Source organism: Nonomuraea sp. NPDC001684, from assembly GCF_053596515.1.
Genome location: NZ_JBSFGJ010000007.1, coordinates 14,024 through 37,737, shown reverse-complemented (window position 1 = coordinate 37,737; position 23,714 = coordinate 14,024). Strand labels below are relative to the sequence as shown.

Here is a 23,714-nt window from a genome sequence, read left to right as displayed (position 1 = left end):
GGCCAGACTGCGCGTATGCAACGTGCATTCCGTCAGGTCGACGTGTTCACCTCCGTCCCTTATCGCGGCAACCCGCTCGCGGTCGTGCTCGACGGCCAAGGGCTGGACACCGAGGAGATGCGGCGCTTCGCCGCCTGGACGAACCTGTCCGAGACGACGTTCGTGCTGCCCCCGACCGTGCCCGGGGCCGACTACCGGGTCCGGATCTTCACCGGGGGCGGCGAGCTGCCCTTCGCCGGGCATCCCACGCTCGGCACCTGCCACGCCTGGCTGGAGAGCGGCGGCCGGCCGCGGGACGCGGCGGAGATCGTCCAGGAGTGCGACGCCGGGCTGATCCGGGTGCGCAGGACCGCGGACGGGCTCGCCTTCGCCGCGCCCGAGCTGCTGCGGTCCGGGCCGGTCGAGGAGGAGCTGGCCGAGCGGCTGGCCGAGACCCTGCGCATCGGACGCGAGCGCATGCTGGCCGTCGAATGGGCCGACAACGGGCCCGGCTGGGTGGTCGTCCTGCTCGCCGCCGCCGAGGAGGTGCTGGAGCTGCGGCCGGGCGCGATCGAGCACATGGTCGGCGTGGCGGGGCCCTGCCCGGAGGGCTCGCCGTACGCCTACGAGGTGCGCGTCTTCGCCCCCGACGTCGAGGATCCGGTGACCGGCAGCCTGCACGCGTCCCTGGCGCAGTTCCTGCTGCGCACGGGGCGGGCGAAGGCGCCGTACACGGCGGGGCAGGGGACCGTGCTCGGCCGCGCCGGGCGCGTGCGGATCACCGCCGACGATCGGGACGTGTGGGTCGGCGGGTCGGTCGTCACCTGCGTCAGCGGCCAGGTCGCGTTGTGAAGCGCACCTCGTCGCCGGGCCGCAGCTGCGCGGCGACCGGCAGGTCGGCCTGCCGCACCACCGCGATCACCGGGTAGCCGCCCGTGGGCGGGTGGTCGGCGAGGAACACGATCGGCTGCCCGCTCGGCGGCACCTGCACCGCGCCGGTGACCATGCCCTCGCTCGGCAGCTCGCCCTGCCTGGCCCGCGTCAGCCCGGGCCCGCGCAGCCGCACCCCGACGCGGTTGCTGTCCTGGCTCACCTCGTACGGCCCCCCGCACAGCGCCTCCAGCGCCCCAGGGACGAACCAGTCGTCCCGCGGCCCGGCGAGCACCCGCAGCACGGCGGGTGCGGGCCCCGGCGGCGGCGCCAGGTCCACCGAGATCTCCCCGGCGGCGGACCCGCCCACCGGCAGCAGCGTCCCGGCCCGCAACGGCTCGGGGCCGAGCCCCGACAGCGAGTCGGTGGACCGGCTGCCCAGCACCGGCTCGACCGCGATCCCGCCGCGCACCGCCACGTACGTGCGCAGCCCCCACTCCGGCGCACCCAGCCGCAGCTCGCCCCCCGGCGGCACCCAGAACGGCGCCCCCATCCGCGCCTCCGCCGGCGCGCCGGTCAGCGCCGCCCACGCGCCCTCGTGGAACCGCAGCCGCGCCAGCCCGAACGTCACCTCGACGCCCGCCGCGTCCTCGCGGTTGCCCACCAGCCGGTTGGCCAGCCGCAGGCTCGGCGCGTCGGCCGCCCCCGAGCGCGGGACGCCCAGATGGGCCAGGCCCGGCCGCCCCAGATCCTGGACGGTCGCGTAAGGGCCGGGCGCGATCACCTCGATCATGCGCGCTCGAACCGCACGCGCATCCCCGGCCGGAACAACGACGGCGGCTCGGCCGTCACGTCCCACACCCGGGTCGCCGTGCGCCCCAGCAGCCGCCACCCGCCGGGCGAGGCCGTCGGGTAGACCGCCGAGTACGGCCCCGCGACCGCCACCGAGCCGGCCGGCACCGACGTGCGCGGCGTGTCCAGCCGGGGCAGCTCCAGCACGGGGTCGAGCCCGGTCAGATAGGCGAACCCCGGGGCGAACCCCAGCCACCCGACCACCAGCTCGCGCCCGGTGTGCCGGGCGACCACCTCCTCGGCCGAGATCCCGGCCAGCGCCGCGACGGAATCGAGATCGGCCCCGTCATAGACGACGGGAATCGTCACCATCGGCCCGGCCGGCGCGTCCGCCCCGGCCGCCGCCTCGCGCGCCGATCCCGTCAAGGCCGTCAGCCTGGCCCGCAACCGCTCCCGGTCGGCGCCCGGCGCCACCACCAGCACGGTCTCCGGCCCCGGCACGACCTCCACGACCCCCTCGGGCCGCTCGGCCCGCAGCGCCGCGTCGAGCCGGTGGGAGGCCGCCAGCGACCCGGTCTCGACGAGCAGCGCGTGCTCTCCCGCCGGACGGATCACGCGAACGCCTGCAGGACCACTCCGGCCGCCAGCAGGTCGTTGCGCACGGCACGGGCCAGCCCGACGGCGTCAGGGGTGTCTCCGTGGACGCACAGCGACCGGGCGGAGACGGACACCGGACTGCCGTCCACGGCCGTCACAGAGCCCTCCAGGGCCATCCGGCGGGCCCGCGCGGTCACCGCCGCCGCGTCGTGGATCACCGCCCCCGCCTCGCGCCGCGGCACCAGCGCCCCCGCCGCCGTGTACGCCCGGTCGGCGAACGCCTCGCTCACCGTCGGGACGCCCGCCGCCGCGGCCACCTCGTGCACGACCGAGACCGGCAGCGTCAGCACCGGCAGCGTCGGGTCGTAGTCGGCGACCGCGTCGATCACCGCCGCCGCCTGCACCTCGTCGCGGCAGACCCGGTTGTACAGGGCGCCGTGCGGCTTGACGTAGGAGACCCGGCCGCCCATCGCCCTGGCGATGCCGTCGACGGCCGCGAGCTGGTAGAGCACCTCGGCGCACAGCTCCTCGGGCTCGACCTCCATCTCCCTGCGGCCGAAGTGGGCCAGGTCGCGGTAGGACACCTGGGCGCCGATCGACACGCCGCGGTCGACGGCCGCGGCGCACGTGCGCCTGATCGTCACCGGGTCGCCCGCGTGGAAGCCGCAGGCGACGTTGGCGCTGGTGACGATGTCGAGCAGCGCGAGGTCGTCGCCGAGCCGCCAGATGCCGAAACCCTCACCGAGGTCGGCGTTGAGGTCGATCACCATCCCACCATCATGACGCAGCGCTACCTCGGCGCGACGAACAACGTCTGAGTCGCCGTGCCGACTTCGCCGCGCTCGTCGTACAGGGTGGTGCGGGTCAGGCCGCGGCCGGAGGGGCCGATCGCGGTGGCCGCGTCCATGCAGGTCCACTCGCCCACCGGGGTGCGGAACAGCGAGATCGTCAGGTCGACGTTGACGAAGACGTGGGTGGCGAAGTCGACGGCCGGGCTCACGCCGTTGCCGCTGTCGGCGAACGCGGCCAGCCGTTCGAACGGGGTGATCTCCTCGCCCTCCACCAGCGGCACGGTCAGCCTGCCCCACACCGTGGCCGGGCCGGGCAGCATCGGGCCGCCGCGGGCGAACCGCCAGTCGAACGCCCTGCCGTAGCCGAAGCCCGACACCAGGTAGGACGCCGCGTGCTCGGGCGAGGGCGGCGGCACGGGCGCGGGCGGCCCGGCGGCCGGCGTGGCGGGCGTGTCGGCCTCGCGGATGCGCCACGCGGTGGCCCTGGCGTACTCGCGCCCGCCGGACAGCACGGCCGCCGACAGGCACTGCACCCGCTTGCCGTCGCGGACGACGTCGGTGACGACCTCCAGCTCGGCCACGGGCACCGGGGCGAACACGTCGACCGCCAGCCTGGACAGCGCCAGGCCGGGCAGCGGCGCGGTGCGGTCGAGCTCGTGCGCCATCAGGGCGGTCACCGGGCCCATGTGCTGGGAGCCCGGGTCCCACGGCCCCTGGGTGTGCTCGGAGGCGAGGTAGCGGCCCATGGCCAGCCGGCGGTACATCGACATGGGACGGACTCTAGATCTCGTCGGGGATGTCGGCGATGTCGTCGAGGGCGGCGGCCAGCTCGTCGGGGTCGCCGCCGATGCGCTCGGCGATCTCGATCAGCACGTGGAGCACGTCGTGGCGGTCGTGGCCGAGGTCGAGCAGGCGCTGGGCGGCCTCCCACAGCTGGGGCGGGTCGCCGTCCCACAGCCGGGTCGCGATCTCCTCGTGCCAGGCCAGGTGCTCCTGGTCGATCACGCCGCCGTGGTCGATCTCCAGTAACGTGCGCCGGTCGGCCTCGTCGGCCGGGTTGAGCCGGTCGAGGTCGATGCCGTTGTGCACGCCCTGCAGGTAGGGGAACGCGAACACCCGTCTGGCCAGCGCCGACAGGTCGCCGTCGGGCAGCAGCCGCTCCAGCAGCGGCCGGTCGAGCCCGAACGACGTCGGGTCGCGGTAGGCCTCGGGGAACTTGCCCGTGGCCTCCCACACCGCGTCGAGCGTGGCCTTGAGCCCCTGCTCGGGCAGGCCGGTGCGGCGCGCGGCGAAGCGCACCCACGCCGACAGCACGTGCGGCATCGCCTCCTGCTCGGCCGCGCTCAGCATCACCTTGCGCGGCAGCCAGTCGAGCAGGAACGTCTCGCACTTGGTCGGGCTGACCCGCAGCGGCCGGTTGAAGTCGCGCTCGCAGCCGTAGTCGATGATGTGGTCGGCGCAGCGCGAGGCCGCCGACGGGTCGGACAGGTGCTCGGCGGCGTCGGAGGCCAGGAACTCGGCGGCCAGCATGGCCCGCCGCTCGCGGCTGTAGGGCGCCTCGATGTGCAGCGGCGCCGGACGTTTGCGGCCCGGCGGCAGCGCCTTGAGCCGGGCGCGGGCGAAGGCGTGGTAGGCGCTGTAGCTCTCGCTCACCGGCGGCGGCGTCTTGGGCTCCCTGGTGGCCTTCATGGCCGAGTCCAGGAGCGCCCTGGCCTGCTCGGGCTGGATCTCCTCGAACAGCAGCATCGGGTTGCCCGCCGCCTCGGCCCTGGCCTGCTCCAGCAGCTTGTCGACGTGCGAGGAGACCCACGCGTCGCGGGCCATGCCGTTCATGTTGTGGTCGACGACCACGACCAGCGCGTGCCGGTCGCTGGGCACCGATGCCTCGTTCCATCGGTAGGCGAACGTGCAGATCACCGTGTCCTGGTCGCCGTAGGCGTCGCGGGAGACGTAGCAGCCGGTGGGCTTGACCGCGCCGACCTTGTCGGCCCAGCCCGGCCTGGCCACGCCCGACTCCATCATCGCCAGCGCCGCGCCCTCGGCCTTGGCGCCCTGGCGGGCGGTGCCCAGGTAGGCCAGGCACACCAGCAGCGTCAGAGAGGCCGGGGTGCCGGCCTTGGCCGCGTAGTCGACCAGGCCCTCCCCGAGGACCTGCTCCACGTCACCGCCCCTGACCCGCCTGCCCCACCAGGCCCCGATCATGTCTGAGACCATCAGCTCCGCGTCGAGAGGGCTGCGCACCGCGAGCAGCTCGCGGGCCGCCTGCACCATCTCCTGGAACACGTCGTCGGGCGGGCTGCTCTCCCGGGGATCTCGTCGGTGTCGGCGCACGCCCTCACTCTCTCGTATTCCAGGCGCAAACGGTGAAGAGAACTCGGCCTGGTGACCCCGATGTTATCGGTGGAGCCGCGATCAGCGGGGACTTCGGGGCGGCGGGGCGGAGTTCACGATGGCGAGCAGATGCTCGCGCGCGATGCGCTCCACGACCTCCGGTGTGGGCGGGACGCCGAGATGCTCGGCGCACGCGCACACGTCGGCCACGCACCGGTCGATCGTGTCCACGGGTACGGTCAGGAACTCTTCGGCCAGCCGGAGACTGACCGGCTCCCTGAGGAAGCGTGTGGCCAGAGCGAGCATAGATGTGAGATTCCTCTGGAGACCCGGGAGCAAACCCCCAGGAACGTATGCAGGGTGACTTGCGCTCCCATTTCATCTTTTCTCGGCCTTGTGTCAAGGCTCTGAGGCGCCTGTGTTCGCTTCTCGTGCAAAGCTGTTTCCATGCGCATCCAGCTCGCCCAGCGGGACGAGGCAGACGAGCTCCTCGGCCGCAGCCCGCTCGCCCTGCTCGTCGGCATGCTGCTCGACCAGCAGATTCCCATGGAATGGGCGTTCACTGGGCCGTACACCATCTCGGAGCGCCTGGGGCACGACCTGACCGCCGAGGAGATCGCCGCCTGCGACCCCGAGGCGTTCGCCGCGCTCCTGGCGCAGAAGCCGGCCGTGCACCGATACCCCAAGTCGATGGCCGCCCGCGTCCAGCAGCTCGCGGCCTACCTCGTCGAACACTACGACGGGCGGCCCGAGCTCATCTGGAGCGACGCGGCCGACGGGAAAGACTTGTTGAAACGACTGCAGGCCCTTCCGGGATACGGCAAGCAGAAGGCCCAGATCTTTTTGGCATTGCTGGGCAAGCAGCTGGGGGTCCAGCCGTCAGGCTGGCGTGAGGCAGCCGGACTCTACGGCGAGGAGGGGTCATACCGTTCGGTCGCCGACGTGGTCGACACCGACAGCCTGGGCCGGGTGCGCGCCGCCAAGCAGGAGGCCAAGCGCGCGGCCAAGGGCGAGTAACCTGATCTTGCTGCGCAATGTGGAGCGACTTTGACAGGATGCGTTGACCCTTATGGCGACCGGGCGGCGGCGGGGGCTTCCGTCGGCGCATGCCCATCGCCGATGATGTACTGCAGAATCCGGTCGCCCGGAGCTGCGCTACGCCGATACACAGTTATGGAGATGTGCCGCGTGGGAGACCCTGGCACGCGACGGAGGTGCCGACCATGAGCGCCGAGACCTCCGTTCCCCGTCCCCGGGAGTCGGATGTGGACATCTCAGACTCCGCCCTGTTCAAGGGCATGCTGTCGGAGGCCGAGTTCGCCTTCGCGTTCTTCGACGGCGATGGCCGCGTCCAGCGGGTCAACGACGTGTTCAGCGACGTCGTCAGCGTGCCCGCCGAGCGCCTGGTGGGCCGCCTGCCGGTCGAGGTGCTGGCGGCCGACCTGAGCCAGATCATCACCCACGCCGTCCAGGCCGTCATCGAGAGCGACGCGCCGGTCACCGAGGGCCGCGTGCGCGTGCGGTCCGCCGAGGGCGACACCCGCCACTGGTCGCTGTCGTTCTCGCCGGTCCACGACGAGGCGGGCGAGCTGCGCGCCATCGCGCTGGTGGGCCTCGACGTGACCGAGAGCCGGCAGACCGAGGAGGCGCTGCGCCGCAGCGAGGAGCGTTACCGCTCGCTGGTGGAGGCGCAGTCCCAGCTCGTCTGGATCACCTCGCCCACGGGCGCCGTCGTCGAGGACGCGCCCCAGTGGCGCGCCATCACCGGCCAGGGGCTGGAGGAGTACCTCGCCAACGGCTGGCTGGAGGTCGTCCACCCCGAGGAGCGCCAGCAGACCGAGGAGGCCTGGCGCGAGGCGCTGCGCGGCCGCACGATGTTCGAGTGGAACTACCGGGTCCGCACCCGGGCCAGCGGCTACCGCCACTTCGAGGTGCGCGCGGTGCCGATCATCAGGCACGGCAGGGTCGTGGAGTGGGTCGGCGCCAACACCGACGTCACCCCGCAGCGCGAGGCCGAGGAGATGCGCGGCAGGCTGACCGACCAGCTCGGCGCCGCCGCCCTGCGCACCGCCCGGCTCCAGGGCGCCACGGCCCAGCTCGCCGAGGCCCTGACGGTCGAGCAGGTCGTCCAGGTCATCATCGACGTCGGCCGCACCGCCCTGGCCGCCGACCGCTCGGCCGTGGCGCTGCTCGACACCGACCGCGCCGCGCTCAAGCTGGTCAACGGCGAGGGCATCCCCGAGGTCCAGGGCTCGGGCGACGAGATCCCGCTGTCCCACTCCAACGTGATGACGATGGCCGTCAACAGCCGCCGTCCGGTCTTCGCCGAGTCGCCCGAGTCGCTGAAGGCGCAGCTGCTGGAGGCCGGCGACGACGAGGAGGCGCTGGCCGGGTTCATCAGCCAGGGCGACGAGCGCGCCTGGGTCGGCCTGCCGCTGCTGGCCGCCGGCCGGGCGCTCGGCGCGCTGCGCTTCTCGTTCACGCGCCCGCAGAAGATCTCCCAGGAGGACGGCGTCTTCCTGGAGGCGCTGGCCGGGCAGTGCGCCCTGGCCGTCGAGCGGGCCACGCTCTTCGAGCGCGAGCACCGCACCGCCGAGACGCTCCAGCGCAGCCTGCTGCCCGACCGCCTGCCCGTGGTCAAGGGCCTGGTGCTGGCCCAGCGCTTCCGTTCGGGCAGCCGCCACGTCCAGGTCGGCGGCGACTGGTACGACGCGTTCGTCCTGCAGGACGGGCGTGTCGCGGCGGTCGTCGGCGACGTCATGGGCAAGGGCGTCAAGGCCGCGGCGGGCATGGGCCGCATCCGCAACGCGATGCGGGCGCTCGCGCTCACCAACCCGCCGCCCGCCGCCGTGCTCACGGGCCTCGACCGGGTCTTCGAGGCCACGGAAGAGGAGGAGCAGGTCACCACCCTGGCCTACATGGTCGTCGAGCCGGTCACCGGCGAGGGCACGCTGGCCATGGCGGGCCACCCGCCGCCCGTCCTGGTCTCGCCCCAGGGCACGGCGATCCTGTGCGACGCCGAGCCCGGCACGCCGCTGGGCTGGCCGACCAGCCGCCGGCAGTTCCGGTTCGTGGTGCCGCCGGGACACACCGCGGTGCTCTACTCAGACGGTCTCGTGGAGAACAGGAAGCGAGGGCTTGACGCCGGTCTCGCAGAGATTTGCAGTGTTGTGACCGAAGCGCCGCCTGAGGTGGTCAGCAGTCCGCACATGTTGCTGGACTTCCTGGTTGACCGGATGTTGTCTGGATATGAACAGGATGATGACGTTACCGCGCTCGCAATTCACGTCCCGCCGGCCACGAAGAGTGACTGAATGAAACAGTCATAACGGTTGCTTTCGGGTATCAGTGCCCCGCTTACGTACGCACTACTGTCTTGGTCGGCCTAGGGTGGAGGACAACCGCCGGGAGGTGGCCGTATGGAGTGCGGGGTCGTGCCACAATGCTGTGTCAGGTCCGTCGCGCTTCGCACGGCCTCACCGATCTCCGAGAGAGGCAACAGCCCCCAGCGGGCATCTGGGTCCATTGTCGCCACGCGTTCGTTCGAGAGGTGTTCGTGTCGCCTGCAAGTTCGACTCGCTCGAAGCCACAAGAGCTGAACGAGCCCGTCATTCAGCGACTGCTCGAGCGTGGGCGCTCGCAGGGTTTCCTCGAGTCTGAGGATGTCCGTCAGGCCTTCGAGGAGGCGGACATCCCCATGTCGCACGCCGCCGCGTTCTTGCGGAACCTCAGCAAAGAGGGCGTGACCGTGGTGGTGACCGCCGCGGATTCGGCTGCGCCGAAGAAGTCTCGTGGTCCAGCAAAGCGCCGCACCGCTGCCCCCGTCAAGACCAAGACGGCAGCGGCCGCCAAAGAGCAGCAGCCCGAGACCGTGACCGCGGTCGTGGGCGCCGCTGAGGCCGAGCCGGCCGCCAAGAAGCCGGCTCCGGCCAAGAAGGCCGCTCCCGCTCCGAAGAAGGCGGCTCCGGCCGCCGCCAAGAAGGCCAAGCCAGAAGTCAGCGCTGGGCCTGCCGAGACCAAGCCGAAGGCACCCGAGGGCCTCAAGGCGACCGACTCCGACGACGACGATCTCGAGCTCGACGGCGACGTGGAGCTGGAGGACCTCGAGGACATCGAGGTCGACGACATCGTGGCCGAGGACGACTCCGACGCCGAGGGTGACTCCGACTCCGACGACGACTCCGACGACGAGCCCAAGGCCGCCGACGTCGCCGCCGCCACCGCGGACAAGACCGAGGACGAGGTCCTCATCCTGTCCGACGACGACGACGACGCCCCGGTCGCCCAGGTGGCCGCCGCCGGCGCCACCGCCGACCCGGTGAAGGACTACCTCAAGCAGATCGGCAAGGTCCCCCTGCTCAACGCTGAGCAGGAGGTCGAGCTGGCCAAGCGCATCGAGGCCGGTCTGTTCGCCGAGGAGCAGCTCGGCGGCGGCGAGACCGACAGCCTGCCGGTCGACGTCCGGGCCGAGCTCGAATGGATCGCCGAAGACGGCCGCCGGGCCAAGAACCACCTGCTGGAGGCCAACCTCCGGCTCGTGGTCTCGCTGGCCAAGCGCTACACCGGGCGCGGCATGCTGTTCCTCGACCTGATCCAGGAGGGCAACCTCGGTCTGATCAGGGCCGTGGAGAAGTTCGACTACACCAAGGGCTACAAGTTCTCCACCTACGCCACGTGGTGGATCCGGCAGGCGATCACGCGTGCCATGGCCGACCAGGCGCGGACCATCCGCATCCCGGTCCACATGGTCGAAGTGATCAACAAGCTGGCCCGGGTCCAGCGGCAGATGCTGCAGGACCTCGGCCGCGAGCCCACGCCGGAAGAGCTGGCCCGCGAGCTGGACATGACGCCCGAGAAGGTCGTCGAGGTCCAGAAGTACGGCCGCGAGCCCATCTCCCTCCACACCCCGCTGGGTGAGGAGGGCGACAGCGAGTTCGGTGACCTCATCGAGGACTCCGAGGCCATCGTGCCGGCCGACGCCGTCAGCTTCACGCTGCTGCAGGAGCAGCTGCACTCCGTTCTCGACACGTTGTCGGAGCGGGAGGCGGGCGTCGTGTCGATGCGGTTCGGCCTCACCGACGGGCAGCCGAAGACGCTCGACGAGATCGGCAAGGTTTACGGGGTCACCCGTGAGCGCATCCGCCAGATCGAGTCGAAGACCATGTCCAAGCTGCGTCACCCGTCCCGGTCCCAGGTTCTGCGCGACTACCTGGACTAGGAGCCACCTCGTCGATCGCCCCGTCCGGAACCCTCCGGGCGGGGCGATCGCCGTTTCCGGGGGCGTCAGGCCGGGTCGGTGACGTGCACGTCGAGCAGCCAGGGGCGGTTCGGCCGCGCGGGCTCGGCGAGGTCGACCGTCCAGCCCAGGTTGCCGAGGGTCTTGGCCAGCTCGCCGGGCGTGCCGGGGGCCTCCTCCTGCTGGAGCAGGACGCGGGCGATCTCGCCCCGGGTGGCCTTGGCCATGTGGCTGACGACCTTGCCGTCGCGGAAGACGCGTACCGACACCGACCGGTCGCCGGGCTGCCAGGCCCCCGCGTACGTGGCCGAGCGCAGGTCCACCACCAGCCCCGGCATCCGGTCCAGTTCCTTGGCCAGGTGCGTGCGCCAGTAGGCGGCCAGGCCGCCCAGCGGCGGCAGGCTGACACCCATCGACAGGCGGTACGGCGGCACCCGGTCGCAGACGCGCAACACGCCCCACAGGCCGGAGAAGATCAGCACGGACTCCTCCGCCCTGGCCCTGGCGGCGTCGTCCAGGGTGTTCAGGCCGAGGTTGTCGTACAGGACGCCGGTGTAGAGGTCGGCGGCGGGAAGGGTGGGCGCGGTCTTCAGCGCCGTGTTCTTGGCCGCCTCGCCCGCCAGACCGGGCGTCAGCCCGAGCACCTGCGCGGCGTCGCGGCGCTTGGAGGCCCGGATGAGCGCGGTCACGACCCGCTTGCGGGCACGGTCGAGCTTGGGGAAGGACAGCTCGCCGAGCGGCGGGCCGCTCCCCTCGGCGGCCTTTCCTTCGGACGGCGGCAGCAGAATCAGCACAACCCCACACCCTAACGGGCCGGTCAGAGGGTGTTCGCGCTGGTCGGCTAGGCTGCGCGGATGAACGTCGACCTGCTGGTGCACCAGGCGTGGCCGGCCTACGAGCAGCGTGTCCACGACGGCTGGGTGCTGCGTTCCGCCGGAGGCGTGACCAAACGGGCGAACTCGGTGCTCGCCCTGAACGCCCCCGCCGACCTGGACGCCGCGATCGGCGCCGCAGAGGCGTTCTACGGCGAGCGGGGACAGAACTGCGCCTTCTCCGTCGGCCCCGGCACCTGGGCCGGCCTGGACGCCGAGCTGGCCCGCAGAGGGTACGAGCTGGTCGATCCAACGGTCGTCATGGCCGGATCACCGTCGGCCGAGCCGCGCGGCCCGGTGCGGATCGAGGACCATCCGTGGCCGGAATGGCTGGAGACCTGGTGGTCCGTGGACGGCCGGTACGGCGCCGGCCTGGAGGAGGCCGCCCGCATCTGCACCGGCGTGCCCGCCTGGTACGGGGCCGTCGAGGAGGACGGCGTGCCGGTCGCGGTCGGCCGGGTGGTGCCGCAGGGGGACACGGCGGGGATCTTCTGCATGGCGACGTTGCCGCGGGCCCGGCGGCGCGGGCTGGCCCGTACGGTGCTGCGCGCCCTGACCAGGCATGCCGGGGCGAAGAGCGCGTACCTGGTCACCACCGAGCCCAACCACGGGGCCCAGGCTTTGTACCGCAGCGAGGGTTTCCAGACCATCGGCCGATACCACTACCGCGTACGAACACCGTGACCTGAGCCGTACGACCGGCCTGCACCAAAGACGTGTGCACGGCCCCAACCACGCCGCGTGCGGACGCTTGAGACGCCGGCGCCCGTGCGGCCCTCTGACCACCGGGCGGAGGCCTGGTACACGGCAGGCACGGCCTGGGCCACGCCTCCGCCCGCGCTCTGGATCCGCGTGTACGTGTGTCCAGGGCCACAGTCTGCGTGCGCCCGGACATCCCCTGCGGGTGGCCTGATTCACTGCGTGCGTGTGCGCTGGACCACCGTCTTCGCGCAACCCGGCGACCGCCTTCGCGCACCCAGCCCTGCCTGTACGCGGTCTGGCCACTACGTCGTGTGACCTGAACCATCGCTTGCGGGTGCTCTGGCCACCGCCTGGACGGGGTTGAACGCAGAACGGCGATCCCGGCGTGGTGTGCCGGGATCGCCGAACTGGTCGTGCAATATGTGGTTATGTGATCACAACGAACGCGTCAGCGGTCGTCGTTGGGGTTCATTGACGGGGTTTCGCTGAGGCGAGCCGACTCGTCCAGGATGTCGGCGCCCTTTTCGCGCAACGCTGCGACGTGCTGACGCCCATGGTGGGCGCAGAACAGCAGCTCCCCACCAACAGGCAGGGTCGCGCGAATGTAGGCCTGGGCGCCGCAGCGGTCGCAGCGGTCGAGGGCCGTCAGCGGCTTAACGGGGGCGAGAGCTCCAGTCACGTATCGCCTTTCGGGTCACCCCCGCCGAAGCGAGGATCTGGCGTCAGTCACTTGAGACAACATCTAACCGGACGTGGACGTTCCCAACCTCCGCCTCGCTACGCCCAGAGCAGAATGTGTCCGAAAGTAATGGTGATCAGCCGGTTGGTAACGGCAAACGTGTCGCCATGGCAAGCTTGTACGCGCGCCTGAGGGAAGAACGGTAGGCTACGCACACGTGTTCGATGCTTAGACCAGGGGAGCAAGAGTGACGGTAGTGGAGGCGGGTTACACAGCTCGTCACCTGTCGGTGCTTGAGGGCCTCGAGGCCGTACGCAAGCGGCCGGGCATGTACATCGGGTCCACCGACAGCCGCGGGCTCATGCACTGCCTCTGGGAGATCGTGGACAACGGGGTCGACGAGGCCCTGGCCGGCCACTGCGACCGCATCGAGGTCGAGCTCTACGCCGACGGCTCCATCGAGGTGCGGGACAACGGCCGCGGCATCCCCGTTGACATCCACCCCAAGACCGGCCTGGCCGGCGTCGAGCTCGTCTACACCAAGCTTCATGCCGGCGGCAAGTTCGGCAGCGGCTCCTACGGCGCCTCCGGCGGCCTCCACGGCGTGGGCGCCTCCGTGGTCAACGCCCTGTCCTCCCGGCTCGACGTCGAGGTCGACCTCGACGGGCGGGTCCACGAGATCAGCTTCAGGCGCGGCGTGCCCGGCGTCTTCGACGGCGACGGGCCCACGGCCAAGTTCAAGAAGAAGTCCGGGCTGCGGATCGGCGGCAACCTGCCCAAGAACGTCACGGGCACCCGTGTGCGCTTCTGGGCCGACAAGCAGATCTTCCTGCCCGACGCCGAGGTCTCGCTCGACGAGATCCACGTGCGCCTGCGGCAGACCGCGTTCCTGGTGCCGGGCCTGACCCTGGCGGTCTTCGACAGCAGGGGCGAGGAGCGTACCGGCGAGGAGTTCCGCTTCGACGGCGGCATCTCCGAGTTCACCGAGTTCCTGGCCCGCGACGAGCCCGTCTGCGAGGTGCTGCGGCTGCAGGGCGTGGGCCACTTCCACGAGACCGTGCCGGTCCTCGACGACCAGGGCCACATGACGCCCACCGAGGTGCAGCGCGAGCTCACCGTCGACGTGGCGGTCCGGTGGGGCAAGGGTTACGAGTCGACCGTGCGCTCGTTCGTCAACGTGATCGCCACGCCCAAGGGCGGCACCCACCTGACCGGTTTCGAGCGCGGCCTGGTCCGCACGATCAATGAGCTGCTGCGCGAGACCCGGCTGCTGAAGAGCGGCGACGACCCGGTCAACAAGGAGGACATCTCCGAGGGGCTGACCGGCGTGGTCACCGTCCGGGTGCCCGAGCCGCAGTTCGAGGGGCAGACCAAGGAGGTGCTCGGCACCTCCGCGGCCACCCGCATCGTCTCCCACGTGGTCTCGCGCGAGCTCAAGGAGCTGTTCGCCAACCCGCCGCGCGGGTTCAAGCAGCCGCTGCGGGCCGTGCTGGAGAAGATCGTCGCTGCCGCCAAGGCCCGCATCGCGGCCCGCGAGCACCGCGACAACCAGCGGCGCAAGAGCGCCCTGGAGAACTCCGCGCTGCCCGCCAAGCTGGTCGACTGCCGCAGCGACGCCGTCGACCGCAGCGAGCTGTTCATCGTCGAGGGCGACTCCGCGCTCGGCACGGCCAAGCTGGCCCGCGACTCCGAGTTCCAGGCGCTGCTGCCGATCCGCGGCAAGATCCTCAACGTGCAGAAGGCGTCCGTGAGCGACATGCTCAAGAACGCCGAGTGCGCCGCGATCATCCAGGTGGTGGGGGCCGGGTCGGGGCGTTCGTTCGACATCGAGGCGGCCCGCTACGGCAAGGTCATCCTCATGGCCGACGCCGACGTCGACGGCGCGCACATCCGCTGCCTGCTGCTCACCCTGTTCCACCGCTACATGCGGCCGATGGTGGAGGCCGGCCGGGTGTTCGCGGCCGTGCCGCCGCTGCACCGCATCGAGCTCACCAACCCCGGGCGCGGCAAGGAGAAGTACATCTACTGCTACTCCGACGCCGAGCTGCAGAAGGTCCTGCGCGACCTGGAACGGCGGGGCAAGCGCTGGAAGGACCCGGTGCAGCGGTACAAGGGCCTTGGGGAGATGGACGCCGACCAGCTCGCCGAGACCACGATGGACCCGCGGCACCGGGTGCTGCGCCGGGTGCGCATCGAGGACGCCGAGGGGGCCGAGGCCATCTTCAGCCTGCTCATGGGGAGCGACGTGGCGCCGCGACGGGAGTTCATCGTCAGCAGCGCGGCCGAGGTCGACCGCGACCACATCGACGCCTGAGCCTGGAGGCTCTCACCCGGGGTCACGTATCTGACCCCGGGTTTCGCTGACACCGGCTCAAGCAAGGGCCCAGATTTCAGGGACCTCGCGCCCATGTCCGCGGCGCTACCGTGCTGCAACCTCGCCGGCAGAACGCCACCGGGTCTCAATGCGACCTTGTGCTTCCACAACGGCCTCTCGCGTTTCCTCGATCGAAAGACGGACCCCGTGTCGTCAGGCTGCGCCCTGGCCGGGCTTCTGGGGCCGCCGAATGTCACGTCACCGCGCCTCAATCTGGCCCCTGGGCTCAAGGTGATGGCGGCGTCCTCGGGCCAGGCGACGTTGGGTACGGGAGGACGCTGGATTCCGGGTGTCATCGGGCCAGGGCGACGCCGGGCTCAGGAGGACGCCGGATTGGGGCGGCATCGGGCTCAGGGCGGGCATTCAGGGCCTCGGAACGCCCTCCGGCAGCAGGGTTTCTGGCCCAAGGAGGGGTGGCGTTGCCGGCGGATGGCGCGCGGGCTGGCTTGAGGAAGTCCTCATGGGAGGTCGGAGCGGAGCTCCCGGCCGATGCGGGGGCGCTGCACGTTTGGTAGGGCGCGGGGCTGCTTGGCAACCCCGGCGACCCGGTCTCGAAGGGTTCTGCCCAGGTCGGAAAGGGCCCGTCGCTTCCGCCGCCAGACGGCCCGCCCTGGCGGCACGCCGGTCACAGGGCGTTCAGAAGGCGCTGCGGTGATGCGCTCTCTGTCGCACGCGGTCTTTCGCAGGCAACTCGGTCTCGCCTGTCACCGACGGTTCGGCCGGCTGGGATGGGCTTCGTTTGCAGCGCAGCGCGCCTTAGGTTCTGTGTCCGCTGCAGAGATGCGCAGCGCGGGGGGGCCGCTCGGGCCCGTTCATGGCTACGCCTAGGGCCCCGACCGGGGCTGTGGGCGTGTCGGCTTGGGGCGTCACCCGGACCTGCGCCGCATCGGTGTGCCCGCGCAGGACGTGGGAGCCGGTCATCACGGTGGCCGCTGGTAAGAGCATGTCGCGCTTGGGGCATCGAGGGCCTTGGACCAGCTTCGTCGACCGGCGTCGCACCGGCACCGGCCCCAAGGCTCTCAGAGCCTCACGTAGGGCTTCTGAGGTCAGCGGCTGGGGTCCGAGTGCTAGTAGGGCGTTCTGGAGGCTCCTGGGCCTCGTGGTGGCGTGGGTGGGCGCGCTGGCGGGCCTCTTGGTGTTGCGGTGCAGCGAGGTGCACGGTGGGCCGCCCGCATGAGGGGCCCGCGGAGGCCTGAGGGGGAGGGTGGCAAGTCGGGGAGCGCGGTAGGGGCCTGGGCCTGGTGCCCAGCATCGGGATTGCATGTGGTGGCTTGAGTGCTCATGGCGCATAGGGCCCTGCTGGTGGGGATGGCTGCTTCTGGGGACTGGCAATTCCCCGGTCCCGGGCTCGGTTCTGGGCTCTTGGTGGGTGGGGGTTTCCGGCCTGCTTCGTGCTTCCGTGTCCTTGCGGACGGTAAGCGCCAGTTACGTAGTGTCATCCACGAGTCGGCGGGGTACGGGCGGGACGCAGCCGTTTCGCGGATCACCTCCTGGAACGAGCCCTGCCAGATCCCCCCACGAAGTCCACGGCCCCGATGGGCGGGGGGAGAGGAACGGCGATGGGGGTGACCGCGGGGGCGGCGGTGGATCTGGGGGCGGCGCGCATGCAGATGGCGTTGTCCCTCGGCTGGCACATCATCATCGCCTGTCTCGGCGTCGGCATGCCCGCCATCACCCTGCTGGCCGAGTGGCGCGGGCATCGCACCGGGGACAACAACTACCGGCTGCTGGCGCGACGCTGGGCCAGGGCGCTCGGGGTGCTGTTCGCGGTCGGCGCAGTTTCGGGGACGATCCTGTCGTTCGAGATGGGCCTCCTGTGGCCGGGCATGATGGGCGTGTACGGCGAGGTCATCGGCCTGCCGTTCTCGCTGGAGGGCATCGCGTTCTTCGTCGAGGCCATCTTCCTCGGCATCTACCTGTACGCCTGGGACCGCCTGCGTCCCGTCCCGCACCTGCTGACCGGGATCCCGATCGTGCTGGCGGGGGTGGCCAGCGCGTTCTTCGTGGTCGCCGCCAACGCCTGGATGCAGCAGCCCACCGGGTACGAGGTCGCGGGCGGCCGGATCGTGGCCGTCGATCCATGGGCGGCGATGTTCAACCGGGCCACGCCGCCCCAGACCGTGCACATGATCCTGGCGGCGTTCATGGTGGCCGGATTCCTGATGGCCGGCGTGTACGCGGCCGCCATGCTGCGCGGCCGGCGCGACCGCTACCACCGGCTCGGCCTGCTGCTGCCGCTCACGGTCGCGGCGGCCGTCACGCCCGTGCAGATCGGCGTCGGCGACTGGGCCGCGCACTTCGTGGCCGAGTACCAGCCGGTCAAGCTGGCCGCCATGGAGGGCGTGTTCCGTACGGGCCGCGGCGTGCCGCTGCACCTGGGCGGGATCGCGGTGGACGGCGAGCTGAAGTACGCCCTGGAGATCCCCTACGGCCTGTCCCTGCTGGCCCACTGGAACCCGCACGCGGAGATCGCCGGCCTGGAGCAGGTGCCGCTCGCCGACCGGCCGCCGGTCAACATGGTGCACTGGGCGTTCCAGATCATGGTGCTGGTGGGCTTCGGACTGCTGCTGCTCGGGGCCTGCCTCGCGCTGTCCTGGAAACGACGGCGTGACCTGCCGGAGTCCCCGTGGTTCCTGCGCGCCGCCGCGCTGTCGGGCGTGGCCGCCGTGCTGGCGCTGGAGAGCGGCTGGGTGGTCACCGAGGTCGGACGCCAGCCGTGGATCGTGTTCCGGGTGATGCGCACGGCGGAGGCGGTCAATCCCGCGCCGGGCCTGGTGTACGGGTTCGCGCTGGTCACGGCCGTCTACGTGGTCCTGACCGTGGCCACCGTGTACGTGATGCGCCGGCTGTCCCGCGACGTGCCGGTGCCGCTGGCGCCGCAGGAGCCCGACGTCACCGGCTACAGGGTCGTGTGACGATGCCGCTGCCGCAGATCATGCTGGCCGTCCTGTGGATCGGGCTGACGGCGTACGTCCTGTTCGGCGGCGCCGACTTCGGCGGCGGCGTCTGGGACCTGCTGGCGGGCGGCGCCGAGCGCGGCCGGCGGCGGAGGGACCTGGTGGAGCACTCCATCGGCCCGGTCTGGGAGGCCAACCACGTCTGGTTGATCTTCGTGATCGTGCTGGCCTGGACCGGCGTGCCGTCGGTGTTCGCCTCGGTCGCCTCCACCCTCTACATCCCGCTCACCCTGGTGGCGCTGGGCGTGATCGGGCGCGGCGCGGCGTTCGCGTTCCGCAAGGTCTCCTCGCGGCTCTGGCAGCGGCGGCTCTTCGGCGCCACCTTCGCCTTCTCCTCGGTGGTGACCCCGTTCTTCCTCGGCGCCGCGGCGGGCGGCATCGCCTCCGGCCGGGTGCCGCCCGGCGTCGCCAAGGGCGACCTGGTCGGGAGCTGGGTCAACCCCACGTCGATGGCGGTCGGCGCGCTGGGCGTCGGCACGGCCGCGTACCTGGCCGCCGTCTACCTGACCCGCGACGCCCCGCGCGGCGGCCAGGAGGACCTGGCCGAGGAGTTCCGGCGGCGGGCGCTGGGCTGCGGGGCGGTGGTCGGCGTGCTGGCGGCGGTGAGCCTGCTCGTGCTGCGCGCCGACGCGCCCGCCCTGTTCGCCGAGCTGACCACCGGCCGCGCCCTGCCGCTGCTGGCGCTGTCGGTGCTGGCCGGGCTGGCCTCGCTGGTGCTGCTGTGGCGGCGGGCCTATCTGGCGGTACGCCTCAGCGCCGCGCTGGCCGTGACCGGGCTGCTGTGGGGCTGGGGCGTGGGGCAGTACCCCGTGCTGCTCCCCGGCCTCACCCTCGACCAGGCCGCGGCCACCGACGCGGTGCTGGGGGCCAGCCTGGGCTCGCTGGCCGTCGGCGCGGTCCTGCTGGTCCCGTCGTTGTGGTGGTTGTACGCCACCTTCCAGCGCGAGCGCGGCGAGATCAGTCGCCGACCGGCGTGAGCAGGCCCGTGCGCACGTCGTAGATCGCGCCCGTCACCGGCATGTCGGCGGGCAGGAACGGGGTCGTGCGGATGCGGGTGAGGTCGTGGCGCAGCGCCTCGCCCTGGTCGGGGACGGTGTGGAACTCCAGGCTGCGGGTGTCCACCCCCCGGGCGCTGGTCAGGTCGTGCACGTCGGCGTCCGTCACCTTGGTCATCCCGCAGTCGGTGTGCGGCATGACCAGGACGCGCTCGACGCCCAGCAGGTACACGGCGAGGACCAGCGTGCGCAGTACGTCGTCGGTGACCCGCGCGCCGGCGTTACGCAGGATCTTGGCGTCGCCGGGTTGCAGGCCCAGCAGGCCCAGCGGGTCGATGCGGGAGTCCATGCAGGTCACCACGGCAAGCCCGCGGGCTGCCCGGCCGGTGAGCCCGGAGTCGCCGAAGTCCTTGGCGTACTTCGCGTTGGCGGCATACAGGTCGTCGAACGCAGTCATGCCTCAGATCTTCCCTTACGTCCCAAAGATGATGCTTTCCGGGGTGGCGACTGGCGCGAGTTCCCGAAGGTCCCACGAAAATCACTCACCTTGAGTGATGATGTCGTCACCATCTGTACGTCGTCGAAGAAGGTCAGTCGTGAGTAGGTCCGAATCGCTCGCCGCGTATCTCCGCGCTCAGGCCCGGCGCCGCCTCGACCGTGTGGAGTCCAACGACGACGGGCGCAACGCCAGATGCGCGCTGGCCCTGCTCGACACCGCCGCGTACGCCGCCGGCCTGCCCGAGGACGACCCGATCATCCTCATGCTCGACCAGGCGGGCTGCTACGGGCCGCTCGGCTGCGAGGAGTTCGACCCGGGGGAGGCCGGCGTCCGGCTGATCCGGTCGTGGACCGGCGGCGAGCCCCACGAACTCCTGCTCGCCCTGCCCGCCGCCATCGAGGCCGCCGCCTCCGCCTGAGCCGCGTTCAGGCCGCGTTCAGGCCGCGTTCAGGCCGCGTTCAGGCCCTGTTCAGGCCGTGGGCTCGTTCCCCGGCCGCCACTTGATGCCGCAGCCGATCGAGGCGCGCTGCTCGGCCGGGACGGGATCGCCCGCCAGCAGCGCGTCGACCGCCGCGCGCAGCGAGGAGCCCGTCACCGGGATCGAGTTGCCCGGGCGCGACCCGTCGAACTCTCCCCGGTAGACGAGCCGCAGGTCGCCGTCGTAGAGGAAGAAGTCGGGGGTGCAGGCCGCGCGGTAGGCCTTGGCGACGTCCTGGGTGTCGTCCAGCAGGTACGGGAACGGGAACCCCGCGCGCCGGGCCTGTCCGGCCAGGTGTGTGGGATCATCGTCGGGGTAGTTCACGCTGTCGTTGCTGCAGATGCCCACCACCGACAGCCTGGAGCCGTAGCCCGCGGCCAGCGTGCCGAGGCCCGTCTCGATGTGCCGTACGTAGGGGCAGTGGTTGGACAGGAAGACCACGAGCGTGGCGGGAGAGCCCTTGAGGTCCGCGAGCGAGACGCTGCCGCCGTCGATGGCGGTGAGGTCGAAGGCGGGCGCGGGAGTGCCCAGGGGAACCATGAACGAATTGGCAGCCATGACCTTCATTCTCGTCGGCCGGGACGCCGGCGAAACAAGTCCAGGAGGTGAATGATGGCCGGCATCGCGGAGTTCCGCACGACGGTCCTCGACTGCCCGGAGCCGCGGGCGCTCGCCGAGTTCTACTCGCGCCTGCTCGGCTGGCCCGTCACGTACGAGGACGACACCTGGGTGGTCGTCGAGGACGGCGGCTCGCCCAAACGCCTGGCCTTCCAGCGCGTGCCCGGCCACCGGCCGCCGACCTGGCCGGAGGGCGATCGGCCGCAGCAGCTCCACATCGACGTCACCGTCACCGACATGGACAAGGCCGAGCGGCAGGTGCTGGAGATCGGCGCGACCAAGCACGAGCGGCAGCCGAGCGAGGACGACAGCTTCCGGGTCTTCCTCGACCCCGCCGGCCACACGTTCTGCCTCTGCCGCGACTGACCGGGCACCCGCCCCGCGCAGGCGGGGCGGGCCTCCGTGACGCCGGTCAGCCGGGGATCACTCCTCCTCGGACGCCGGGGGCGCCGGGGGCGCCGGGGGCGCCGGCGCGTCGGCCTGCGGCCCCGCGGCCAGGGCGCCGCCGACGGCGCCGATGGTGTGGGTCAGCCGCACGCCGGAGCCGTCGCGGCGGCCGATCTCCTCCGGCAGCGGCACCGGCTTGCCCACCGCCGACACGGCCTTGGCGGGCGCGGGGCCGGCCCAGGCGAGCAGCAGCTCGTCCTCGCCCTTCAGGAAGCGCTGGGCCCGCACGCCGCCGGTGGCCCGGCCCTTGGCCGGGAACTCGGCGTAGTCGGAGACCTTGCCGCCCCCGACCTGCGTGCCCGGCAGCGCCGTCGAGGACCCGGCCACGGTGACGACCTGCGCCGGACGCGAGGGGTCGACCACGCCGAACCAGATCACCCGGGCGCCGCCGTCGAGCCGGATGCCGGCCATGCCGCCGGCCGGACGCCCCTGGGGACGCACCAGCGAGGCCGGGTAACGCAGGAGCTGGGCGTCGGAGGAGATGAAGACCAGGTCGTGGTCCTCGGAGTCGAGCTCGGCGGCGCCCACCACGGTGTCGCCGTCCTTGAGGGTGATCACTTCGAAGTCGTCGCGGTTGGCCGGGTAGTCGGGCACCACCCGCTTGACCACGCCCTGGGCCGTGCCGAGCGCCAGCCCGGGGCTGTCGGGGTCGAGCGAGCCGAGGCCCACGACCTTCTCGTCGGGCTGCAGCGAGACGAACTCGGAGACCGGATGGCCGCCCGACAGCGTCGGCGGGTTGGCCGAGGGCGGCAGCGTCGGCAGGTCGACCACCTGGACCCGGATCAACCGGCCCAACGACGTCACCACGCTCACCTCGCCGCGTACGGACGTGCGCGCCACCGACACCAGCACGTCGTGCGCCGAACGGTCGCCCTCGCCCGCCAGCGGAGCCGCGTCGGAGGTGCGGGCCAGCAGCCCCGTGGAGGACAGCAGCGCCCAGCACGGGTCGTCGGCCACCTGGAGCGAGGCCACCGGCGTGCGGGCCACGCCCGGCGCCTCCAGCAGCACGGTACGGCGCGGCGTGGCGTACTTCTTGGCCACCTCGGCCAGCTCGCCCGAGACCACCTGCCGCAGCTTCGCCTCCGAGGACAGGATCTCGGTGAGCGCCGCGATCTCCTCGCTCAGCGTCTGCTTCTCCTGGTCGAGCTCCAGCTTGTCGAACCGGGTCAGCCGGCGCAGCGGCGTGTCGAGGATGTAGGCGGCCTGGATCTCGGTCAGGTCGAAGACCTCCATCAACCGGGCGCGGGCCTGCGCCGAGTCGTCGGAGGAACGGATGACCTGGATGACCTCGTCGATGTTGAGCAGCGCGATGATCAGGCCGTCGACCAGGTGCAGGCGCTCCTCGCGCTTGCGCCGGCGGTACTCGGACCTGCGCCGCACGACCTCCAGCCGGTGGTCGACGTAGACCTGCAGCAGCTCGCGCAGGCCGAGCGTGCGCGGCTCGCCGTCGACCAGGGCGACGTTGTTGATGCCGAAGGTCTCCTCCATCGGCGTGAGCCGGTAGAGCTCCTCCAGGACGGCCTCGGGAATGAAGCCGTTCTTGATCTCGATGACCAGGCGCAGGCCCTTGTGCCGGTCGGTGAGGTCCTTCAGGTCGGCGATGCCCTGGAGCTTCTTGCTGGTCACCAGCTCCTTGATCTTGGTGACCACCCGCTCGGGGCCGACGTTGTAGGGCAGCTCGGTGACGATGATGCCCTTGCGTCGCGGCGTGATCTGCTCGACCGCGCACCTGGCCCGCATGCGGAACGTGCCGCGCCCGGTCTCGTAGGCGTCGCGCACGCCCTGCAGCCCGATGATCGAGCCGCCGGTCGGCAGGTCGGGGCCGGGCACGAACTTCATCAGCTCGTCGAGCGTGGCGTCGGGCTTCTTGATCAGGTGGCGGGCGGCGGCCACGACCTCGGCGAGGTTGTGCGGCGCCATGTTGGTCGCCATGCCGACCGCGATGCCGGTGGTGCCGTTGACCAGCAGGTTGGGGAACGCCGACGGCATGACCGTGGGCTCGGTCTCCTGGCCGTCGTAGTTGGGCTTGAAGTTGACGGTGTCCTCGTCGAGTGACTCCACCATGAGCATCGCCGCCGGGGCCAGCCTGGCCTCGGTGTACCGCATGGCGGCCGGCAGGTCGTCGGGGGAGCCGAAGTTGCCGTGGCCGTCGACCAGCGGCAGCCGCATCGAGAACGGCTGCGCCAGGCGCACGAGGGCGTCGTAGATGGCGCTGTCGCCATGGGGGTGGAGCTTGCCCATGACGTCGCCGACGACGCGGGAGGACTTGACGTGGCCGCGCTCTGGACGCAGGCCCATCTCGCTCATGGAGTAGAGGATGCGCCGCTGCACCGGTTTGAGGCCGTCGCGAGCGTCGGGCAGAGCCCGCTGGTAGATCACCGAGTACGCGTACTCGAGATAGCTCTTGCGCATCTCGGAGGAGACGTCGATGTCGACGATCCGCTCCTCGAAGTCCTCAGGCGGGGGTGCAGTCGTACGTCGGGCCATGTCGAACATT

At 71.5% G+C, this 23,714-nt stretch carries 21 protein-coding genes; 10 read left to right on the top strand and 11 right to left on the bottom strand.

Annotated elements, in window-relative coordinates:
* The first annotated feature begins 15 nt into the window (after window positions 1-15).
* The gene (locus tag ACWCSD_RS02900) at window positions 16-831 is read left to right on the top strand and encodes a PhzF family phenazine biosynthesis protein (RefSeq protein ID WP_397163256.1); all 816 of its coding nucleotides are present in this window, start codon (window positions 16-18) and stop codon (window positions 829-831) included.
* Here the strand turns inward: ACWCSD_RS02900 and ACWCSD_RS02895 are convergent.
* The 6 genes from ACWCSD_RS02895 to ACWCSD_RS02870 form a co-directional block, all read right to left on the bottom strand.
* A complete protein-coding gene (locus ACWCSD_RS02895) occupies window positions 809-1,642 on the bottom strand; it encodes a biotin-dependent carboxyltransferase family protein (protein ID WP_397163258.1) in 834 nt (277 codons plus the stop codon). The two genes, ACWCSD_RS02900 and ACWCSD_RS02895, sit on opposite strands and share 23 nt — an antisense overlap.
* The gene (locus tag ACWCSD_RS02890) at window positions 1,639-2,256 is read right to left on the bottom strand and encodes an allophanate hydrolase subunit 1 (RefSeq protein WP_397163260.1); all 618 of its coding nucleotides are present in this window, start codon (window positions 2,254-2,256) and stop codon (window positions 1,639-1,641) included. The genes ACWCSD_RS02895 and ACWCSD_RS02890 overlap by 4 nt, the downstream gene beginning before the upstream one ends.
* Window positions 2,253-3,008 (bottom strand): LamB/YcsF family protein, encoded by a 756-nt coding sequence (locus ACWCSD_RS02885; protein ID WP_387663619.1) that lies wholly within the window; start codon window positions 3,006-3,008, stop codon window positions 2,253-2,255. The genes ACWCSD_RS02890 and ACWCSD_RS02885 overlap by 4 nt, the downstream gene beginning before the upstream one ends.
* Window positions 3,009-3,028: 20 nt before the next feature.
* The gene (locus ACWCSD_RS02880) at window positions 3,029-3,799 is read right to left on the bottom strand and encodes a thioesterase family protein (RefSeq protein WP_397163262.1); all 771 of its coding nucleotides are present in this window, start codon (window positions 3,797-3,799) and stop codon (window positions 3,029-3,031) included.
* A gap of 10 nt (window positions 3,800-3,809) precedes the next feature.
* Window positions 3,810-5,300 (bottom strand): hypothetical protein, encoded by a 1,491-nt coding sequence (locus tag ACWCSD_RS02875; protein ID WP_387665263.1) that lies wholly within the window; start codon window positions 5,298-5,300, stop codon window positions 3,810-3,812.
* Window positions 5,301-5,441: 141 nt separating this feature from the next.
* Window positions 5,442-5,666 (bottom strand): hypothetical protein, encoded by a 225-nt coding sequence (locus ACWCSD_RS02870; protein ID WP_125639785.1) that lies wholly within the window; start codon window positions 5,664-5,666, stop codon window positions 5,442-5,444.
* A gap of 141 nt (window positions 5,667-5,807) precedes the next feature.
* Between ACWCSD_RS02870 and ACWCSD_RS02865 the strand changes: the two genes are divergently transcribed.
* The 3 genes from ACWCSD_RS02865 to ACWCSD_RS02855 all read left to right on the top strand — a co-directional run bounded on the left by ACWCSD_RS02865 (window position 5,808) and on the right by ACWCSD_RS02855 (window position 10,578).
* Window positions 5,808-6,377 carry an HhH-GPD-type base excision DNA repair protein gene (locus ACWCSD_RS02865; RefSeq protein ID WP_352329753.1) on the top strand — a complete coding sequence of 190 codons (570 nt, stop codon included), beginning with the start codon at window positions 5,808-5,810 and terminating at the stop codon, window positions 6,375-6,377.
* A 206-nt stretch (window positions 6,378-6,583) separates the two neighbouring features.
* Window positions 6,584-8,674, top strand: coding sequence for a SpoIIE family protein phosphatase (locus tag ACWCSD_RS02860; protein WP_352329755.1), 2,091 nt, complete (start codon window positions 6,584-6,586; stop codon window positions 8,672-8,674).
* Between the two features lie 242 nt (window positions 8,675-8,916).
* Window positions 8,917-10,578, top strand: coding sequence for an RNA polymerase sigma factor (locus ACWCSD_RS02855; protein ID WP_397163265.1), 1,662 nt, complete (start codon window positions 8,917-8,919; stop codon window positions 10,576-10,578).
* Between the two features lie 65 nt (window positions 10,579-10,643).
* Here ACWCSD_RS02855 and ACWCSD_RS02850 read toward each other — a convergent pair whose 3' ends face one another.
* Window positions 10,644-11,390 carry a YaaA family protein gene (locus tag ACWCSD_RS02850; protein WP_397163267.1) on the bottom strand — a complete coding sequence of 249 codons (747 nt, stop codon included), beginning with the start codon at window positions 11,388-11,390 and terminating at the stop codon, window positions 10,644-10,646.
* Window positions 11,391-11,450: 60 nt separating this feature from the next.
* Here ACWCSD_RS02850 and ACWCSD_RS02845 point away from each other — a divergent pair, with 60 nt between their 5' ends.
* Window positions 11,451-12,152 (top strand): GNAT family N-acetyltransferase, encoded by a 702-nt coding sequence (locus ACWCSD_RS02845; protein ID WP_449912665.1) that lies wholly within the window; start codon window positions 11,451-11,453, stop codon window positions 12,150-12,152.
* 466 nt (window positions 12,153-12,618) lie between these two features.
* Here ACWCSD_RS02845 and ACWCSD_RS02840 read toward each other — a convergent pair whose 3' ends face one another.
* A complete protein-coding gene (locus tag ACWCSD_RS02840) occupies window positions 12,619-12,849 on the bottom strand; it encodes a DUF7455 domain-containing protein (protein ID WP_125639804.1) in 231 nt (76 codons plus the stop codon).
* 247 nt (window positions 12,850-13,096) lie between these two features.
* On the opposite strand from ACWCSD_RS02840, the gene ACWCSD_RS02835 reads away from it, so the two are divergent.
* From ACWCSD_RS02835 to ACWCSD_RS02825, 3 genes are all read left to right on the top strand, one after another.
* Window positions 13,097-15,163, top strand: coding sequence for a DNA gyrase/topoisomerase IV subunit B (locus ACWCSD_RS02835; protein ID WP_352327648.1), 2,067 nt, complete (start codon window positions 13,097-13,099; stop codon window positions 15,161-15,163).
* A gap of 1,619 nt (window positions 15,164-16,782) precedes the next feature.
* Complete coding sequence (locus ACWCSD_RS02830) at window positions 16,783-18,138, top strand: cytochrome ubiquinol oxidase subunit I (protein ID WP_449912661.1); 1,356 nt, start codon at window positions 16,783-16,785, stop codon at window positions 18,136-18,138.
* Between the two features lie 2 nt (window positions 18,139-18,140).
* A complete protein-coding gene (locus tag ACWCSD_RS02825; RefSeq protein ID WP_449912659.1) occupies window positions 18,141-19,157 on the top strand; it encodes a cytochrome d ubiquinol oxidase subunit II in 1,017 nt (338 codons plus the stop codon).
* Here the strand turns inward: ACWCSD_RS02825 and ACWCSD_RS02820 are convergent.
* Window positions 19,138-19,632 carry a beta-class carbonic anhydrase gene (locus ACWCSD_RS02820; protein ID WP_358284263.1) on the bottom strand — a complete coding sequence of 165 codons (495 nt, stop codon included), beginning with the start codon at window positions 19,630-19,632 and terminating at the stop codon, window positions 19,138-19,140. The two genes, ACWCSD_RS02825 and ACWCSD_RS02820, sit on opposite strands and share 20 nt — an antisense overlap.
* Before the next feature lie 139 nt (window positions 19,633-19,771).
* On the opposite strand from ACWCSD_RS02820, the gene ACWCSD_RS02815 reads away from it, so the two are divergent.
* A complete protein-coding gene (locus tag ACWCSD_RS02815) occupies window positions 19,772-20,092 on the top strand; it encodes a hypothetical protein (RefSeq protein WP_352357718.1) in 321 nt (106 codons plus the stop codon).
* A 51-nt stretch (window positions 20,093-20,143) separates the two neighbouring features.
* On the opposite strand, the gene ACWCSD_RS02810 is transcribed toward ACWCSD_RS02815, so the two are convergent.
* The gene (locus ACWCSD_RS02810) at window positions 20,144-20,710 is read right to left on the bottom strand and encodes a thioredoxin family protein (protein WP_397163275.1); all 567 of its coding nucleotides are present in this window, start codon (window positions 20,708-20,710) and stop codon (window positions 20,144-20,146) included.
* Between the two features lie 51 nt (window positions 20,711-20,761).
* On the opposite strand from ACWCSD_RS02810, the gene ACWCSD_RS02805 reads away from it, so the two are divergent.
* Window positions 20,762-21,136 carry a VOC family protein gene (locus ACWCSD_RS02805; RefSeq protein WP_387663634.1) on the top strand — a complete coding sequence of 125 codons (375 nt, stop codon included), beginning with the start codon at window positions 20,762-20,764 and terminating at the stop codon, window positions 21,134-21,136.
* Window positions 21,137-21,193: 57 nt separating this feature from the next.
* Here ACWCSD_RS02805 and ACWCSD_RS02800 read toward each other — a convergent pair whose 3' ends face one another.
* Window positions 21,194-23,704, bottom strand: a complete 2,511-nt coding sequence (locus ACWCSD_RS02800) for a DNA gyrase/topoisomerase IV subunit A (protein ID WP_449912655.1) — start codon at window positions 23,702-23,704, stop codon at window positions 21,194-21,196.
* Between the last annotated feature and the right edge of the window lie 10 nt (window positions 23,705-23,714).